The sequence below is a fragment of the Streptomyces monticola genome, assembly GCF_042665355.1.
Lineage (GTDB): Bacteria > Actinomycetota > Actinomycetes > Streptomycetales > Streptomycetaceae > Streptomyces > Streptomyces monticola.
In genome coordinates this window covers 357,488-375,051 of the sequence record NZ_JBHTCF010000004.1, presented here as the reverse complement: position 1 = coordinate 375,051, position 17,564 = coordinate 357,488, and the positions used below count along the sequence as shown (strand labels likewise).

Annotated in this window: 14 protein-coding genes and 1 pseudogene; 10 read left to right on the top strand and 5 right to left on the bottom strand. The window is 64.3% G+C overall.

Going from position 1 to position 17,564, the window contains the following annotated elements; all coding sequences use genetic code 11:
* Positions 1-225: 225 nt before the first annotated feature.
* On the bottom strand, positions 226-1,002 hold the full coding sequence (locus tag ACFQVC_RS12825) for a hypothetical protein (protein WP_381830190.1): 777 nt from the start codon (positions 1,000-1,002) through the stop codon (positions 226-228).
* Positions 1,003-1,610: 608 nt separating this feature from the next.
* On the opposite strand from ACFQVC_RS12825, the gene ACFQVC_RS12820 reads away from it, so the two are divergent.
* The 9 genes and pseudogenes from ACFQVC_RS12820 (at position 1,611) to ACFQVC_RS12780 (ending at position 10,169) form a co-directional block, all read left to right on the top strand.
* Positions 1,611-2,054 carry a hypothetical protein gene (locus ACFQVC_RS12820; protein WP_381830188.1) on the top strand — a complete coding sequence of 148 codons (444 nt, stop codon included), beginning with the start codon at positions 1,611-1,613 and terminating at the stop codon, positions 2,052-2,054.
* A 17-nt stretch (positions 2,055-2,071) separates the two neighbouring features.
* Positions 2,072-3,049, top strand: coding sequence for a TRM11 family SAM-dependent methyltransferase (locus ACFQVC_RS12815; RefSeq protein ID WP_381830186.1), 978 nt, complete (start codon positions 2,072-2,074; stop codon positions 3,047-3,049).
* Positions 3,046-3,555: pseudogene (locus ACFQVC_RS12810) on the top strand (DNA cytosine methyltransferase); the annotation flags it as partial. The gene ACFQVC_RS12815 and the pseudogene ACFQVC_RS12810, both read left to right, overlap by 4 nt.
* A gap of 88 nt (positions 3,556-3,643) precedes the next feature.
* Entirely contained in the window at positions 3,644-4,036 is a 393-nt protein-coding gene (locus tag ACFQVC_RS12805) for a hypothetical protein (RefSeq protein WP_381830582.1), read from the top strand.
* On the top strand, positions 4,033-4,296 hold the full coding sequence (locus tag ACFQVC_RS12800; protein ID WP_381830580.1) for a hypothetical protein: 264 nt from the start codon (positions 4,033-4,035) through the stop codon (positions 4,294-4,296). The genes ACFQVC_RS12805 and ACFQVC_RS12800 overlap by 4 nt, the downstream gene beginning before the upstream one ends.
* A gap of 215 nt (positions 4,297-4,511) precedes the next feature.
* On the top strand, positions 4,512-4,661 hold the full coding sequence (locus ACFQVC_RS12795) for a helix-turn-helix domain-containing protein (RefSeq protein ID WP_381830185.1): 150 nt from the start codon (positions 4,512-4,514) through the stop codon (positions 4,659-4,661).
* Positions 4,662-4,700: 39 nt separating this feature from the next.
* Complete coding sequence (locus ACFQVC_RS12790) at positions 4,701-6,098, top strand: tyrosine-type recombinase/integrase (protein ID WP_381830183.1); 1,398 nt, start codon at positions 4,701-4,703, stop codon at positions 6,096-6,098.
* 512 nt (positions 6,099-6,610) lie between these two features.
* Positions 6,611-7,588, top strand: coding sequence for an AAA family ATPase (locus tag ACFQVC_RS12785; RefSeq protein ID WP_381830181.1), 978 nt, complete (start codon positions 6,611-6,613; stop codon positions 7,586-7,588).
* Between the two features lie 67 nt (positions 7,589-7,655).
* Positions 7,656-10,169 (top strand): S8 family peptidase, encoded by a 2,514-nt coding sequence (locus ACFQVC_RS12780; protein ID WP_381830179.1) that lies wholly within the window; start codon positions 7,656-7,658, stop codon positions 10,167-10,169.
* Between the two features lie 17 nt (positions 10,170-10,186).
* On the opposite strand, the gene ACFQVC_RS12775 is transcribed toward ACFQVC_RS12780, so the two are convergent.
* From ACFQVC_RS12775 to ACFQVC_RS12760, 4 genes are all read right to left on the bottom strand, one after another.
* Entirely contained in the window at positions 10,187-13,192 is a 3,006-nt protein-coding gene (locus tag ACFQVC_RS12775) for a type I restriction endonuclease subunit R (RefSeq protein WP_381830177.1), read from the bottom strand.
* Complete coding sequence (locus tag ACFQVC_RS12770; protein WP_381830175.1) at positions 13,189-14,490, bottom strand: restriction endonuclease subunit S; 1,302 nt, start codon at positions 14,488-14,490, stop codon at positions 13,189-13,191. Before ACFQVC_RS12770 ends, ACFQVC_RS12775 begins: the two co-directional genes overlap by 4 nt.
* Before the next feature lie 107 nt (positions 14,491-14,597).
* Positions 14,598-16,946, bottom strand: coding sequence for a type I restriction-modification system subunit M (locus ACFQVC_RS12765; protein ID WP_381830556.1), 2,349 nt, complete (start codon positions 16,944-16,946; stop codon positions 14,598-14,600).
* Complete coding sequence (locus ACFQVC_RS12760) at positions 16,831-17,418, bottom strand: integrase core domain-containing protein (protein WP_381830554.1); 588 nt, start codon at positions 17,416-17,418, stop codon at positions 16,831-16,833. Before ACFQVC_RS12760 ends, ACFQVC_RS12765 begins: the two co-directional genes overlap by 116 nt.
* Here ACFQVC_RS12760 and ACFQVC_RS12755 point away from each other — a divergent pair.
* The gene (locus tag ACFQVC_RS12755) at positions 17,354-17,524 is read left to right on the top strand and encodes a hypothetical protein (RefSeq protein ID WP_381830578.1); all 171 of its coding nucleotides are present in this window, start codon (positions 17,354-17,356) and stop codon (positions 17,522-17,524) included. The genes ACFQVC_RS12760 and ACFQVC_RS12755 overlap by 65 nt on opposite strands.
* Positions 17,525-17,564 lie beyond the last annotated feature (40 nt).

Genomic DNA, 17,564 nt, shown 5'->3' with positions numbered 1-17,564 from the left:
CGGGCCGGGCCGGCCCGCGCCGGCGCTTCACCTCCTTCGCTGCGAAGGCGAGCCGCTGGTGCGGGGCGTGGGGGCCACTTCGGGTGTCAGCACGAGACGCCGTGCCCGAACCCCGGGGACGTACGGGACGAGAGCGGCTCTACGGCGCTTGACGTGCCGCAGTTGCTCTCACCTTCTAAGGAGAATTTCGGGACCTGATCGTGCCAAGCCCTGGCCGGACCCTGGTCAGAAGTCCTGCGCGGCCAGGGCGGCTGCGAGCCGCTCCTCGGCGGCGGCGCGATGGCGGAAGGCGCTGCGTGCGCTCATCCCCACGGCCGCGGCGGCCTTCGCCATGACCTGGCGCTCGACCCGTGTCCGGGCGATGAGTTCGGCCTCGGCTTCCGTCAGCACCTTCTCGTGCACCGCCCGCTGCAAGACCGCGCACATGGCAGCCGCTCCACTTGCGGGAAGCGGCTGGGGGACAGAGTTCTCATCCAACGGCAGCGGGGCAGTACGTCGTGTCCGCTGGGCCGCGTACAGCCGCCGGTGGGCGGCGCGGTCACCGGCTCGCACGAGCCTCAGTCCGGCCTGCGGTTCGTTCACGGCCAGGAGGTTGAGCTCGGCGCTCACCGCGGTCAACACCTCCTGCTCCAGCTCGCAGATCTCGATCTCGGCGAAGCGGGGCAGCCGCGCCAGCAGACGCCGCAGCGCGGGAACGGTGAAGCCGACGGCGACCGTGCTCCACGGCTCCCTGCGCGCGGCGCGGCGGGCAAGGACCTCCGCCCATACCCTTGTCCGGGCATCCTCGGTGCAACTGGGGTGGACCAGCCGGGCACGAACCCGGTTCACCGGCAGCACTCCACCCGCCAGCGCGTCCGTGAACAGGCGGGCAGGCAGAGTGAGCGGCCAAGGGTCGGCGGCCAGCGCGAGAAACGCGGACTCGACCTCTTCCAACGGCGAAACGAACGAGACGGTACGGGCGGAACGAGCGGAACGGGCGGGACAGGCGGACGTGGCGCGCATCGCGGGGCTCCTTGCCTCGAAGTGCGGTGCATCGGGACGCGCCCATCGCGCCAGCCGCCCCTGCCACGGCCCCGCCATCACCTCGCCACGTGGCTGCCAACGCTCCGCCACAGCGCTGCCACGCCCCGGACGCGCCGTAGCAGATCCGCCCCTCACCAGCAGCGATGTCAGACTCAGCCGACCGGAGAACTCCACCAAAGAATCTCCGGCACCGTCGCGGCGCCCGCTGTCGTTGGCCGCACTCCACAAGGACCCCGCCGACCGGGGCGTCGCCTACCGCAGGTGTGGCAGATCGGCCGCTGACCAGTGTCTTTGTCGCCGGCTGGCAGGATCACCCCTGGAAATCCTCCTTAGATAGACGTCAGCACCTTGCGTCGCCCGGCCCGCCCAGCGCGCCCACCATGGCCCACCCCCGCACCCCGAATGTCCCGCCCCCGCTGCCGATCACGATCTGGCTGCCTGCCCACGACGAGCCGTCCCCAGCTCCCGCACCGGGCCGAGTTCTGCCCGACTGGGCGATCGACAAGATTCGAACCGAGTACCTTCGTCTGCCGGGCCGACCGCCCACCCGGCTGCTGCGGCTCTCGATCCGAGAGACCGAACCTGGCATGGACACACGCATTCCGTGCACCGACGGCGACCACGGCGCCGAAACTGACGCACCGGCCGGACCGCCGACCCTGCTGGCCGAACTCCACCCCGACGCCCTCCCGGCCCTCAATGACGGCGCCATGCTCGCCCGACTGGGCACGGCCCCCGGCGTGATGGACGGCGGCTGGCCCGGCTTCTTCCACCGCGCCCACCACCTCCTGCCGCCCGACGGACTGCTCCTGCTCGCCACCCGCCAACGCCGCGACGCCGGAGTCCTCACCGACCCGCTCGGCACGCTGATCGCCTGCGCCCGCAGTGCTGGCTTCCGCTACTTGCAGCACATCGCCATCGCCTACGCCCACCCCGTCGGCGATCGCCTCGTGCCCTGCCCGCCGGGCGACGCCAGCCCCGGAGTGGCGCACTGCGACCTTCTCGTCCTCTCAGCGATCAACCACGCCTGAACACCGAGGAGTTCACCATGCCTGCCCTCTGCTCGGCGTGGAACACCGCCCCCACCTCCGCCCCCGCCCAGCGCAAGGGCCGCTACGTCCCCGGATCCGCGGCCCACCCGGCCAAGATGCTCCCGGCGATCGCCGCCCACGCGATCCGCGCCTGCTCCAAGCCCGGCGACCTCGTCCTCGATCCGATGTGCGGCATCGGCACCACCCTCGTCGAAGCCATCCACCTCGGCAGGCACGCGTTCGGCGTCGAGTACGAGCCCAAGTGGGCCCACCTCGCCAAACTCAACACCGCCTCCGCCGCTCACGAAGGCGGCACCGGCACCGGATCCGTCTTCCTGGGCGATGCCCGCCAGCTCACCGACCTCATCCCCACCCGCCTCCACGGCAAGGTCGATCTCGTCGTCACCTCACCCCCGTACGGCTCCAGCGTGCACGGCCAGGTCCGCTCCACCCGCGAGACCGGCGAACGCGGCGTGGTCAAGAAGGACTTCCGCTACAGCCACGACCCGACGAACCTTGCCCACGTAGGAGTGGAGCAACTCCTGGTCGCCTTCACCGAGATCCTCGACCAGTGCCGCCGCGTCCTGCGCCCCGGCGGCACCGTCGTCGTCACCACCCGCCCCTGGCGCGAGCGCGGCGAACTCATCGACCTGCCCTCCGCCGTCCTCGCCGCCGGCCAAGCGGCCGGACTGGTCCCCACCGAGCGCTGCGTGGCCCTGCTCGCGGGCATCCGCGACAGCCGCCTGATCGCCCGCCCCTCCTTCTTCCAGATGAAGAACGCCCGCGACGCCCGCCGTCAGGGCATCCCGCTCTCGGTCGTCCAGCACGAGGATGTGATCGTCCTGGCCAAGGCTCTAAGTTCCGGGAGGTCATGCGCGCCGAACTCCTCCGGACACCGTGATGGAACACGGGCGCGGTCGCGTACGGGCCGGGTCAAGCCCGCCACCGCAGCCACCTTCACCTCCCGCACCTGTCAGACGGGGCCTCGGCCGTGACCACTCGCGAGCTGCGGATCGGCTCGCTCTGCAGTGGAATCGGCGGGCTCGACCTCGGCGTCCAGGAAGTGCTGGGCGGCCGCATCGCCTGGCACGCCGAAATCGACCCTCGCGCCGCCCGGGTCCTCGCTCGGCACTGGCCCGGCGTCCCCAATCACGGTGACGTCCGCACTACCGACTTCCGCGAGGTCGAACCCGTCGACGTGATCACCGCCGGGTTCCCCTGCCAGGACCTGTCGGTCGCCGGGCCGCGTACCGGACTCGACGGCTCACGCTCGGGCCTGTGGCACCACATCGCCGACACCCTCTCCGCCCTGAATCCACGGATGGTGGTTATCGAGAATGTGCGCGGAATCCTCTCCACCCGAGCCGGCACCACCCCCGTTCGCGACGTGGAACCCTGCCCGACGTGTCTGGGAGACCCCGCACAAGAACCTGGCATGCGGGCACTCGGCGTCGTTCTCGCAAGTCTGGCCGAGCGCGGCTTCGATGCGGACTGGCGCGTGCTCCGCGCCTGCGACATCGGAGCCGCACATGCCAGGGCCCGCGTGTTCCTGTGCGCCTGGCCCCGAACGCCCGCCCCGCACACCGCAGATGGAGACCCAGACTGCGGACCTCGGCCGAGGCGGCAGCTCCCAGAACCCGGACAAACGCAAGACAGGAGGCCACGGACCGGCCCTGGCCGACGAGATCGAGCACCTGCTGCCCACTCCCAGGGCCAGCGACGGGTCGAAAGGCTCCCCCAACCAGCGCTACCGCAACGGCAGCCTCACCCTTGCCTCCACCGCGGCCCAGCTCGCCGCCTCGCAAGCCTCCACTCAGGCCAGCGCCCTCACGCTGCTGCCCACCCCGACATCGGCGGACGCCCACGGCGGTGCCGGCACCACGCCGAAACGCAAGGGCGGGATGAATCTGCGCACAGCGGTCACTCACCTCCCGAATGGTGGGGCCCCTACCTCCCGGCCATCCGCAGATGGGAGTACGTGACCGGGGGCGCCGCTCCCGCACCGACCGTGCCCGGCACCCAGCGCCTCTCCGCACAGCTCGTGGAATGGATGCTCGGCCACGAGAAGGGCTGGGTAACCGCCACCCCCGGCCTGTCCCGCGCCGACCAGCTCCACCTGCTCGGCAACAGCGTCGTCCCCCGGCAAGCCGCACACGCTCTGAAGCTCCTGCTCCCGGACGGCATTCCGCCGCCCGCGACATCAGCGCCCCACCCCTACGAGGACGTGGGAGGAGCGCGGTGACCGGGCAGACACGGCACGAACCGGCGGGACATGAGAGTGCCCTTGACGACGGGGCCGAGACGGAGCGTCCATGGTCCACGCCCGGTCCGGCCACCGGTTCCCCACCGTGCCGCACCCCGCCCACCGCCCCCGCCCGGAAAGGAAGCGGCGGACGCCCGCGCTCCACCCCGGTCCGCGGGCGCTCCGTCCCGGACGGACGGGATCGGTTGCTGACCGTGGCAGAGGTCGCGGCATGGCTGCGGGTCAGTACGACCACGGTCAGGAACAAGTACCGCTTGTGGGGCATCAAGCCCCAGAAGGTCGGACGCCTCCTGCGGTTCCGCGAACGCGACGTCACCCGCTATCTCGACGACCACTACGGCTGACGCGAGCCCGCGCCGGCCCGTGAGGAGGACGCAAGACCGGTGTCCACCATCTACCAGCGCTGCAAGAGCGACAAGCGCAACATCAACTACCCGTGTACAAAGGACCGCTGCGGGCATCCCTGGACCGTCCGTTACCGCGAACCAGGCACCTCGCGAGCCGAACGTCAGCCCAGCTTCGAGAAGAAGTCCCAGGCCGAGGCCTTCGCCGGGCGCCTGGAGCACGACAAGTACGAGGGCTTCTATCTCGACCCCAAGCGCGGCGATATCACGCTGCGCGAATACGCCACCGACTGGCTGTCCCGCCAGGTCATCGCCGACGGCACGTGGCGCAACTACGAGAGCTTCCTGCGCATTCACCTCATCCCCGCCCTGGGAGCCAAGACCGTCATCGGGGTCCAGGCCAAGGACATCGAGTCCTTCGTGGCCACCGTCAGCAAGAAGCTCGCCCCCAGCACGGTCTGCGACCGCATGAAGATGGTGAGCAGCCTCTTCAAGGCCGCGATCAAGGAGAAGCGGCGTCCCGACGACCCCACTGACGGGATCAAGCTGCCGCGCACCGGTTCCCACGCGGTCGACGAGGACGAGATTCCCACGCTGCACGAGGTGGACCTCATCGCCAAACAGATCTCCCCGCAGTACCGGCTCACGATCTACCTCCAGGCCGGTGCCGGGCTGCGCATCAGCGAGACCCTGGCCTTCTCCGCGGACTGCCACCGTGACGGATTCGTGCGCATCCGACGCCAGGTGAGCTCCAAGGCCCACCGCGAGGACTGCGTCACCCGGTTCATCCCGCTCAAGCACCGCGCCGAAGGCGAATACCGTGACATCCCCACCCCCGCTTTCCTCGCCGACGAGATCGACACCCACCTGCGCGACTGGGGCGTCAAGACCGTCGGCGACGTCCAGGTCCTCTTCGCTCCCCGCGAGCGCGGCAAGGGCACCATGCCCACGGCCAACACCTACGGCTACCACTTCAGAAAGGCCCTCAAAGACGCCGGGGTCACCAAGCCCGACGGCAGCCCGAAGTACACCCCCCACGGCCTGCGGCACTTCTTCGCCTCCACCGCTCTGGCCCACGGCATTCCGATCCACGAGGTCTCCCGCTGGCTCGGACACAAATCCATCAAGACCACCGTGGATGTGTACGGCCACATCGTCCCCGCCTCCTGGGACCGCTGCCGCACCATCATGCAGAACGCCCTGCGCCCCAGCCGCCAGGCCGCACCCGGGCATCTGTGGACGCCGGATCCGACCGGGATCCGGCCTGAAACGTCGGGCGGGGACCGCCGTTACGGCATGCTTCGAGCAGGCGCGGTCGGCGGCCACTTCGATGCAGCGCCGCTTGGAGTCGACGGCATTCAATGCCATCTGCTGGACGGTGCGTCCGGCGACGTGGAGGCCTTCGGCCCGGAACCGCAGCGCGATCTGTGTCAGTAGGTTCGGTGGGAGGCGGGTGGGCCCGCCTCCCACTATGTCTGGCTTCCTCTCTGTAGGTCAGTTGAGAGCGATCATGGATTTCCAGCCGGAGGAGCCTGCGAGGCGAGGGGTGCGATGCGTAGTAGATCCGCCGGGGTAGAACAGCAGACACCCGGTCGGGCAGGTGGTTGATGCGGACGTGCCGTCGTCTGGGCGTATCTTTGGCGATTATGATCTTGACATGCGCAGCTGCGTCACATACTGCGCAGACGTCTTGCGAGTGATGTCGGCGGCCTCAAACGGCTGGACCACTGGTCCGCCCGCGGAACCTAAGAGGCCAGGGTGGGGCACGATGCAATCGCCGCCGACACCAGCCGGGGCGAGATCGCTACTCGACGGGAGGGTAACACTGCGTGCATTCACATCCGGCCTGCTCGCTGGCGTTGTCAGCCCCCTGCGATAGCGTCTGAATCCGTGCCACCCTGAGGTCCCGCGGCGGCGAGCGGAGACCCAGAAAGGAGTGCCCGATACCGATGGCTGCGACGGCTGATCACATCAAGGCTCTGGTACAGGCACACGCGGACGGTGACGACCGCAACTTCTACGCGGTCGCCTTGCAAGTCGCAGCCCGTGAGGCACGACAGGGACATACCCGAAGCGCTGCCTCCCTGAGAGATGTCATCGACGCGTCCAAGGCCAAGCGGGTACGTCACCTTGAGTCAGTATCGGCTGTGCCCCCCAATCGCGAACTCGCCGGCCTGCTCCATCTCAGCCATCCCGATCTCGGGCTGGAGCACATGACGCTCGATCCACAGGTGCGCGACCACCTCCGACGAGTGCTTTCGGAACAGCGCCAAAGGGCCAAACTGGGGGAGTTCGGCTTCTCGCCCGTCCACCGCATGCTGCTGACCGGCCCGCCCGGCACGGGCAAGAGCATGTCGGCCGCGGCCGTCGCCTGCGAGCTGGGACTGCCGCTTTACAGCATCCGCCTCGACGGCCTGATCAGCCGCTTCATGGGAGAGACTGCTGCAAAACTGCGGCTGATCTTCGACGCGGTGGGACGGACTCGTGGGGTGTACCTCTTCGACGAATTTGATGCCCTGGGAGCCGAGCGCATCGCTGGCAATGACGTCGGCGAGGCAAGAAGGATCCTGAACTCCTTCCTGCTCTTCCTGGACGAACTAGAACCGCACAGTCTGGTGATCGCTGCGACCAACCATGAGGGTCTGCTTGACCGTGCATTGTTCCGCCGCTTTGACCTGATGGTGGGATTCGACCGGCCTGGGCAAGAGGAAGCCCTGGAGGTACTCCAGCGCCGCTTGTCCTTGATGGACGCGACACAGATCCAGTGGACTGAGGTAATTTCTGAGGCAGTTGGCCTCAGCCACGCGGAGCTCGTCGCTGCCGCGGAGTCGGCCGCGAAGCAAGCGATCCTCGGAGGAAGTGACGTGATCGACCCAGCAGTGCTAACAGTGGCCCTTGCCGAGCGTCGTAGCGTCGCCGGTGCCTGAGGATAATGGCGGACAACTCTCCCGCCACATAGATCTCCCGCCTGCCGTCGACCGTTCCTTCCGGGCCATGCCAGGTCGAGGAGAGCAGAAGATCCGGCCGGTCGCCGACAGGCTTGAGCACGCCGAGAACCTGCGGAACTCGTTGACGCATGCCTTGATGGCAGGCGACACGCGGCGCGAGCGCATCCCCTCCGGAGAGGCCGCTGAGGAGACGCTCCTCGCCATCACCTCGGCTCCCGGCTATCCGCTGGCCGTCCCGAAACTCGACTCCTCCGGCTGCCGTCTGGTGGCCATGTCGTCACAACCTGGCAATGCCCACTCCGAGGTGGCGCTCGTAAGCGTTGGTGACTCGGGGGCCGAGAAGCTGCGGGGACGTATCGCCGCGTATGTCGAAGTTCCCGGCGAGGAGCAGCCGGAAGGCTCGCTGCCGGCAGAGGCGGATCTGATCGCCAACGTTGATGAGATCTCTCTGGCCTCGGTCAGGCATTTGTGGAGTGGCGGTGACGCGCTACCCGAAGGCGAACGCTGGTGGCAGCTGTGGCTGGAGAGGGCTGCGGACCGTGAGGAGGAACCGATCGAGGTTCTTCGCAGACTCGGCCCGTTGGCTGGGCTGACGCTGAGCGAGCACACCTTGTCCTTTGCGCGACGCACTGTTGTCCACGTTCATGGGACCCCTGCTCAACTCTCAGACTTGGTGGGCACCAACGCACTTCCCGTCGAGGTCCGGCCGGCGCCCATGGTCGAAGTCTTCACCGAGGCCACATGGGCCCTCCAGGAAGACTTGGCTGATGACCTCGCCGGTCGCACCGTGCCTGTCCAACGCGATGACGCTCCGGTTGTCACCGTCCTTGATACCGGCGTGCTTGCACAACACCCATTGCTCAAGCACTCGTTGGTCCGGAGCCTGACCTTGCGGACCGATGGCCAGGCCGGTGACGCGAAGGGGCACGGCACCGAAATGGCCGGACTGGCGCTATACGGTGATCTGTCCAAGGTGTTGAGCCATAACCTGGAAGTGCATCTACGTCACCGCATCGAGAGCATGAGGATCCTCTACCTCGACCGTGATCAATCGAGTGAGCATGACTTCGGCGCTGTCATGGCCGAAGCCGTGGCCCGCACGGAGATCGAGGATCCCACGGCTCCCCGTGCCTATTCGATGTCCGTCACTGCCCACACGTACGAGCCGTCACCTGTGGCGGGACAGCCCACAGCGTGGTCGACCGCTGTAGACGCACTCGCCTACGGTCATGACATTGCGGTTTCCGAGGAAGGTGATGTGACCCTCCTTACGCCCGCCGAACCCGGGCCACGTCGCCTGTTCTTCATCTCGGCCGGCAACGTGCGCGACCCATATGTGCGGGACTACCTGGATCGCTGCGATCTCATGCCAGTGGAGGACCCCGCTCAGAGCTGGAACGCCCTCACAGTCGGTGCGTACACCCGACTGGCGCATGTGCCGGCTCAGAATTCGGACTACGCGGGTTGGAGCCCATTGGCACCTGACGGTGAACTGTCGCCGTTCAGCCGCACCGGGGTTGTCTTGAGCAACCGCTGGCCGAACAAACCGGACATTGTGATGGAGGGCGGCAACCTTCTCTTCCAGACGATGCCGGATGGCGAACTGGACACAACCGCGGCTAAGAGCCACGGCGTGCTGACGACGACACGCGCGTCCCACGCTCGGGTTCAGGCTACCCACGCCACCAGTCCCGCCACAGCCCAGGCCGCCCGCCTTGCTGCCCTGGTGATGGATCGCTATCCGCATCTGAAGCCGGAGACGATACGTGGCCTGCTGGTGCACTGCGCCGAATGGACTCCGGCGATGTGGAGCCGCTTCACTTCGGCCGGAGCTTTTGGCACGAAGGGCAACAAGCAGGCACTGGGCGCCCTGCTGCGCCGTTACGGCTGGGGCGTCCCGACCGAGGAACGGCTCCTGAATAGCGCCGCCCACGACTTCACCCTGATCGCCCAGGAAGAGTTCTGGCCGCTGAGGGTCGCGAACCGGCAGCCCAAGCTCTCGCTGATGCAGGTACACGATCTCCCGTGGCCGGTCGAACAACTCCAGACCCTCGGCGACGAGAGGGTGCGGATGAGGGTGACCCTGTCGTACTTCATCGAACCCTGGGTCGGAGGCCAAGGCTGGCGAGACCGCTTCGTCTACCCGTCCCACGAGCTGCGCTTCGAGCTGCCGAGGCCCGGGGAGGATCCAGTCGACTTCCAACGCCGTGTCTCCCACGACGCCGCAGCAGACGAACTGGGGCGCTCAGCCGGCACGCGCCGCGGCAAGCCGCGAGCCGACAGGGGCTGGCTCCTAGGCCAGGGACAGCGACAGCGCGGCAGCCTGAGCTCCGACCTGTGGGACGGAACCGCAAGCGAATTGGCCGAGCGAGGCCACGTCGCCATCTACCCGGCGGGCGGCTGGTGGCACCGGCAGAAAGCCACCGACCGCGCCGAGATGCCGGTGGCTTACGCGCTGCTGGTCACCATCCGTACCCCGAACGCCAAGACGGACCTACTGACTCCGATACGAAGTGAGATCGCTGCCAGAGTGCCCGTCTCGGTGCCCATCGAGCTCTGAGCCCGACGCGTTAGTCGTCAGAGCCCACCCGGCTCGGATGACTCGTCAGCCTCGGCTGAGGGATCGTATGTCTCCCGGAAGACCGTCTCAGTCAGCCACCGTTGGAACTCGGGATTACCCATGAACTCGCGGTACAGCTCGGTATCGGACTGGAGGAAACTGCCGATCGCACGCCGAACGGCTGCGTCGCTTTCGACGCGCGCATTCTGTTCGTCGTTGTACTGCTGGGCGTTGCGGTAGTCCTTGTCCTGACGTACCTTCGCTGGAATCTCTACGGAGATCAGCTGCTGTATGCGGTCCTTGTCATTCCACGGGATGTTTCCGAAGTTTTGGTTGAAATCGGCAAGGATGACGGAAGCAGGTTTCAACTCCGGTTCGGAGTGATGTCCGCCCCCTCCTGGGTTGGTGGCTGTCAGCTCGGCGTCCTCGTCTCCCAGGGCGATGCTGATCGCCTTCTGCTGTTCGGCTCGATAGCTGTCCAGGTTGACTGTCTCCAAGATGCCCCGAGACAGGTCCTCTTCGATGGGAGCTGGCAGTTTAGGGATGAGGAAGGTGAGCAGGATCGACAGCTTCAACCACTCCGGGTTGCGGTACGGAAGGATGCCGGCGAGGTAGTCGTAGTTGCGGACGAAGGTCTTGGCCTTGCCCTTGAACTCGACCTGCAGGTCTTCGCTATCGAGCTGCTGATAGGCGACGACGAGTTGATCCAGGAGGGTCTCTAGGCGCGATCGCGGTTCCTTGTCCAAGAACATCTCGACGAACTCATCGATATCCGACTGGTCGTAGACTCCGGCGCTGTCCAAGACGGCACGCAAGTCATGGAGCTTGTTGGGGTCGACGCTGTCCGCGAGCACGGTGGTGCGATACCACTTCTCAAAGGACGTCTTGATGGCGTCAGTCTTGTTGGAGAAATCGAGAACCGCGACATCGTGCTTGTCCGGGTGGGCACGGTTAAGGCGGGACAGAGTCTGCACAGCCCGCACACCGGAGAGCGTCTTGTCGACATACATCGTGTGCAGGAGCGGTTCGTCATAGCCAGTCTGGAACTTATCCGCGCAGACCAATATCCGGTAGGGATCTTCACGAAAGGTCTCTTCGATGTCACTGCTTGGAAAGCCATTGAGGCCCGCCTCCGTGACCTTTTTGCCGCCATATTCGTGTTCACCGGCGAATGCGACGATGGCTCGGTAGGGATGGCCGAGCTTCTTGAGGTAGGCGTTGATCTCTGCGTGGTAGGCCAGGGCGCGCTTTACTCCGTCGGTCACCACCATGGCTCGGGCCTTGCCGCCGATCTTCCGGGGGCGGATAACATGGTCTAGTAGATGGTCGACCATGATCGATGCTTTGACCTTGACCGCATGGTCGTGCCCCTCGACGTAGCGGCGAAGCTTCTTCGCGGCCTTCTTCGCGTCGAACTCAGGATCGTCTTCGACTCGTTTGACGAGCTTGTAGTGGCTGTCGACCGTACTGAAGTGCTTCAACACATCCAGGATGAAGCGTTCCTGGATTGCCTGCTTCATGGTGTAGACGTGGAATGGACGGCCCTTCTTGTCCCTGCCGCCCCCGCCGAAGTAGCCGAGCGTCTTGTCCTTCGGTGTAGCTGTGAACGCGTAGTAGCTGGCGTTGGTAAGTAGCTTCTGACTTTCGATGATCTTGTTGATCTTGTCTTCGGTTGTCTCTTGCTCCTCTCCCTCGGACTCGACGCCAAGTGCGCTGCTCATCGCATGAGTTGTCTTGCCGCCCTGCCCGGAGTGCGCCTCATCGATGATGATGGCGAAGTTCCGGTCCCGGAGAGTGTGGCTGATGTCCTCCACGATCACCGGGAACTTCTGAACCGTGGAAATCACGATCTTCGTGCCGTTGGCGAGTGCCTCCCGCAGGTCCTTTGACTTGTCGGCATGCTTGACCAGTGACCGAATCTGCGTGAAGTGCATGACCGTGCGGTTGATCTGCGTATCGAGATTCACGCGGTCAGTCACGACGATCACCGCGTCGAAGATGGGTGAGTCGTCAGTGCCCAGACTGACCAACTGGTGTGCCAGCCAGGCGATGGAGTTGGACTTGCCGCTGCCGGCCGAGTGCTGGATCAGGTAGCGCTGGCCCGCGCCCTTCGCCTTGCTGTCTTCCAGGAGTTTGCGGACAACATCGAGTTGGTGGTAACGAGGGAAGATCTGTGAACGCGTCGTCTTCTTGGTCTTAGGATCCTTCACCACCAACCTGACGGCGTAGTGCTCGATGATGTCCGTGAGGCTGGTAGGGGACAGGATCTCCCGCCACAGGTACGCCGTCTTGTAGCCGTCAGGGTTCGGAGGGTTGCCTGCGCCGCCTTCCCAGCCCTTGTCGAAGGGCAGGAACCAGGACTTTGTACCGAGCAGCTGGGTGCAGAACCGTACGGAGTGCTCGTCGACTGCGAAGTGGGCGAGGCATCGCCCGTCCTTGAAGAGCAATTCGCGATGATCGCGGGTGTTCTTGAACTGTTCGACCGCGTCCTCCACGGTCTGTTTGGTCTGATTGTTCTTCAGCTCGAACGTCGCGAGCGGCAGGCCGTTGAGGAAGATCACCAGATCGAGTGCTCGATGAGTCTCATCTTGGCTGTAGCGCAGTTGACGGGTCACGCTCCAGAGGTTTGCGCTGTGTCGAGCCTCAGCCACAGCGTTGCCTGGAGAAGGTGTTGCCCCGTAGAAAGCGACCTCGTAGGCGCCCGTGGTAGTGGAGTGGTTCATCCCTTTACGGAGGAGGTCCACAACCCCGTAGGTGGTGATGTAGCCCTGCACCCGTCCCAGGAACTTGGCCCGGGTCTCGGACTTCGAGTTGTCGAGCTCGAATGCTGCAGCGACGTCAGGTTGAGTCTCTTGCAGGAACGCCTTCAGCTGCTCGGTGTCGATGGCGTGGCCGCGGTCGTACGCCTGAGAGGAGCCCTCTATCCACCCTCCTGAGGCCGAGGTCATGTCGGCGACTATGTCGCGCTCCAGCGCGCCCTCGCTCATGTCCGTGCCGCCGTACAGGGTCGCCTTGCCGCTCACATTGACTCCTCAGTCGGGTTGTCACCGTCCAGCCTGGCTTCGTTGGCGTCGAATGCCGCTGCCAGGCCAGGGTCATGCGGGTCCACGTCGGGCAGCGTGGCTGCGGCGGCACGGACGTCAAGTTTGCCAGTGACCACGTCTGCGGTCAGGCGGGCTTGGTATTCACGGAGGAGGGAGATTTCACGCTCGGCGCGCCGTCTCGTCGCATCATATTTCTTGCACCGTGACTGGATTAGGTTCACGATCTCCTGCTGCTCAGCCAGGGGTGGAGCTACCAATCGGTAGTTCCTGATCTGCTCTACGTTCACCCGTGGCGATGCGGAACCCACCATGTCCGCCTGAGCCTGGTCGAGCACATGTCGGCAGTTTAGTTGCCACATCATGTATTCACTGGAATATGTTTCTTTGATGCGAAGCACGACCATGCGTTGCCCAATGCAGAGACGGACGTCGGGCGGGACTGGAGCTGCGATGCCGAATCGCCCACCTTCTCGAGAATAGAGGATGTCGCCGGCCCTAGGTTCCAATCTGGAAGTCCATCTCTTGAATTCGCTCTTGGATACGCGATGGGCGTCCTCGTGGAGCGTGCGACCCGGTTCGATGTCTGCAGTCCGAATTACTGGAAAACCGCCATCATCGACATAGTGGGGAGTTGCGTGCAGGCAGTCGACGATGTGCGACGCTACACGCTTGAGGTGAATGTTTTCCCAATGGGCTGGAATTCGAGGCGCCCCAAGGGTATTTGGATCCTTGAGAGGGATATCAGGATCCGTGCCTCGCGTTACCAAGTGGTTGATTAGGGTGTGCTTTTGTTCGCCGAGAAGGGAGATGAGCCGTTGTTTGGCGCGGACCGCAGTTCCGACGTAATGGTCAATCCGCCTAACGTATCTAACGATAGCTAGCTGCTCCTCGAGGGGGGGCGTTGGCAGCTGCTGCGAGCCGAACTGGCTGAAGCGAAAATCCGTGGACCGCTCACGAATTCCTGTAGCCAGCGCGGTGATCCAACCCGAAAGTGCCATATGCCGCACAAGTAGCGCGTAGTACTCTGCGCTAACTCCGGCGCGCGGCTGGAGGGCGGCGTAAACCGGAGTGGACTTCCCATCGGAATCGGAAACGCCGACTGCACCCGCAAACGCATCCATTGCGTGAATTACGAGATCGCCTTTGCGAATTCCTTGATATCCGATCTCTTTGACAGATTCTGTGTAACCCGTTGCGCGTCGATTTTTTCGCAACGTGACGGTTCCATCGCGAAAGCACGTGACGACCTCGTCATTGAGGCGGATGGGACGCGACATCAGGGTGAACAGATTCTTACCACGTGCGGTTCCCCAGTGTGAAGGGGTTCGCCCAATCCACGGCATAAGTGTATCCGAGTAGTCTGGATACTCTGGCAGATCCGCTTTCACTCTGAGCCCCCAACGAACAGATCACTGAGTAGCCCCTCGGTCTCTTTCTCTAGAGCCACGATGTCCGTTTGGATTTCCTCAAGGCTTCGCAGCGTTGGCGGCTTGTAGAAATGGCGAGTGAAGCTAATCTCGTACCCCTTCTTCGTCGCGCTCTCCTTGATCCAGCAGTCCTCCGCGTAGGGGAGAACTGCACGGCGGAAAAACGCCTCGATGCCACCTGGCTCTAGCAATGGTACTTGTTCCGTGTCGCGGAGCTCGCTATCGGGTTCGTACTCGACGACGACTCTTTGGGTTCCCTCGATCCTGATGAGGCTATGAGGTTCTCGGGCCTTGGAGTCCTCGACCGCGTAAAGTCCGTAATAGGGGCGCTCGGTAGTGCCGCTCTTGTGGCGTTTGGCGATCACAGGCTTTGCAGATTCGTCGCGCCAACTGACTCCTCGCAGCAGGGCCTTGCGGTCGGAGGCGCTGAGTTTGAGGCCGAGGCGAGACATCCTCTCGCCGACTTTCAGTGCAAACTCGTTGTAGTCGTGGTAGATCTGGTCGCCCATGTCTTGGAGGAGGGCCATGCCGATCTTGGTGAGCTGGCCATCGCGCTCCCACGTCTTAGAGGCCAGCAGCTTCCTGCGTGCAGCGTCATTCAGGGTCGGCACGCCAGGGTCTGTTTCTTCTTCGCCTGTTTCGGCAGCCTGCGCCCATAGACTCAGTTGTTCGCGCACTTGTTTGGAATAGCGTCCAAACTCAGTGAACAGCCCATCTCCGAATTTCTCATGCAGGAGTTCCCGCGCCTCTGCATCGCCAGACGAGAATCGCAGAGCCTGCACCCGTTCCTCTGAGAACTGGCTGCTCAGCCGTAGCGGCCGCTCCACGGTGATCTTCCAGTATCCGAATTCCTCGTTGGGGAAGATCTTCGACTCTGTCGTCTCCGCAAAGTTCAGGAAAATCTCGGTGACGCGCTCGATGTCAGTCAGGGACAGCTCGCAGTTCTTGCTGCCCAGGCTCTTGCGTAGGGGTGTGGACCAACCCGTGGCGTCAATTAGCTGGACCTTGCCCTGGCGGGCTTCGGCCTTTTTATTGGTGATCACCCAGATATACGTGGCGATGCCGGTGTTGTAGAACATGTTCAGCGGAAGCGCGACGATGGCTTCTAGCCAGTCATTCTCGATGATCCACCGACGGATATTGCTCTCGCCGCTTCCGGCGTCGCCAGTGAAGAGGGATGAGCCGTTGTGAATTTCAGCGATGCGGCTACCCAGCTTCGATTCAGTCTTCATCTTCGAGACCATGTTTGCAAGGAACATCATCTGGCCGTCGCTGGAACTCGTGACCAGTGAGGATGGCTCGACTTCACCCTTGAACGTTACGATGAATCGAGGGTCGGAGATATTTGCCTTCCCGCCCAGTCGATCCTGGTCGGCCTTCCAGCTCTTGCCGTACGGAGGGTTGGCCAGCATGAAGTCGAATTGCTCGCGAGGGAAGGCATCATTGGAAAGCGTGGACCACTCGGCTCCCCCCTTGATGTTGTCGGCCGCCTCGCCGTCGCCCTTCAGTAGCATGTCGGCCTTGCAGATCGCGTAGGTCTCGGCGTTGATCTCCTGGCCGAAGAGATGAGTGACGATGCTTCTTTCGCGCTCGTTGGCGAGGGCGCGCAGGGTTTGCTCGGCGACAGTCAGCATGCCGCCAGTGCCGCATGCCCCGTCGTACAGCAAGTAGGTTCCATTAATCTTGTCTGCAATAGGCAGGAACATCAGACGGGTCATAAGGTTCACCACGTCACGAGGAGTCCAGTGCTCGCCGGCCTCCTCATTGTTCTCTTCATTGAACCGACGTACCAGGTTCTCGAAGATCGTCCCCATAGCGTGATTGTCGAGGCCTGGTAGGCGAGTCTTCCCGAAGGGGTCAAGAACGGGCTTTGGAGAGAGGTTGATCTCAGGCGACAACAGCTTGCTGATCAACATGCCCAGGGTGTCGTTCTTGGTCAGCTTAGGGATCTGGTTCTGGAACTCGAAGTTCTCGAGGATGTCCTTGACGTTCGGTGAGAAGCCGTCCAAGTACGCCTCGAAGTCGCTTCGGAGCTGCTGAGCTGTTGTGCGCTTGGAGAGCTTCTTCAGGGTAAATGGGGAGGTGTTGTAGAACGCCGCCCCTGCTGCCTGTCGAAGGGGGAGTTCCTGCAACTCTGGGCTGAGGAGCTCCAACTCCCGGAGATTGTCGTACGTCTGGAGGACCTGGGCCTTAGTCTCCTCTAGCACGGCATCGAAGCGTCGGAGTACGAGCATGGGGAGGATCACGTCCCGGTACTTGCCGCGCACGTACACATCGCGCAGGACGTCGTCTGCGATTCCCCAGATGAAGCTCTCGATGCGGCTCTGCTGCGCGCTGTACACCTTGTAACCGTCTCTCCTGAACTGTGCCGACCTGTTGGGGCGGCCACCGCGGCTGCTCTCGATTGCTGCGGAGAGCGTAGTCGAGAAGGCCGAGTTGGGAGGGGTTTCGAGCCTCGGTGGAGGGGCTGCTGGCGATGGTTGGCGGTTGTAGTGGTCGAAAACTCGGCCACCGGGTGTGACCTGCGGTTTTCAGGCGGCGGGCCGGTACTCGTGGGTGAGGCCGCCGAGGATGGTTCGGCGTGGGGACGGCGATCACGTCGGGGGCATCGTCCGGTGCGCGTAGGTCCATGCCGTGGCCTTGGTGGCTTCGTCCGGTGTTGTAGTGCTCGATGTACTCGTCCAGGACGGCACGCAGATGGCGCTGGCCGGTGATGAGCATGCGGTCGGTGCACTCGGCGCGGACGGTGCGTACGAAGCGCTCGGCGTACGCGTTCATCCGTGGGGCCTGCGGTGCGGTGGTGACCGCCGTGATGCCGGTCGATGTGAGCACGGCGTCGAACGCGTCGGTGAACTTCGCGTCCCGGCCCGGATCAGATGCGTGAAATACCGGCCTGACTCGTCGAGCCGGCAGGCGAGCTGGGT

Bases quoted from the DNA above. Each gene is read 5' to 3' on its own strand.
- ACFQVC_RS12825 (WP_381830190.1), bottom strand. From the start codon at position 1,002: ATGCGCGCCACGTCCGCCTGTCCCGCCCGTTCCGCTCGTTCCGCCCGT.
- ACFQVC_RS12820 (WP_381830188.1), top strand. From the start codon at position 1,611: ATGGACACACGCATTCCGTGCACCGACGGCGACCACGGCGCCGAAACT.
- ACFQVC_RS12815 (WP_381830186.1), top strand. From the start codon at position 2,072: ATGCCTGCCCTCTGCTCGGCGTGGAACACCGCCCCCACCTCCGCCCCC.
- ACFQVC_RS12805 (WP_381830582.1), top strand. From the start codon at position 3,644: ATGGAGACCCAGACTGCGGACCTCGGCCGAGGCGGCAGCTCCCAGAAC.
- ACFQVC_RS12785 (WP_381830181.1), top strand. From the start codon at position 6,611: ATGGCTGCGACGGCTGATCACATCAAGGCTCTGGTACAGGCACACGCG.
- ACFQVC_RS12780 (WP_381830179.1), top strand. From the start codon at position 7,656: ATGCCAGGTCGAGGAGAGCAGAAGATCCGGCCGGTCGCCGACAGGCTT.
- ACFQVC_RS12770 (WP_381830175.1), bottom strand. From the start codon at position 14,490: ATGTCGCGTCCCATCCGCCTCAATGACGAGGTCGTCACGTGCTTTCGC.
- ACFQVC_RS12755 (WP_381830578.1), top strand. From the start codon at position 17,354: ATGAGCATGCGGTCGGTGCACTCGGCGCGGACGGTGCGTACGAAGCGC.
- ACFQVC_RS12760 (WP_381830554.1), bottom strand. From the start codon at position 17,418: ATGAACGCGTACGCCGAGCGCTTCGTACGCACCGTCCGCGCCGAGTGC.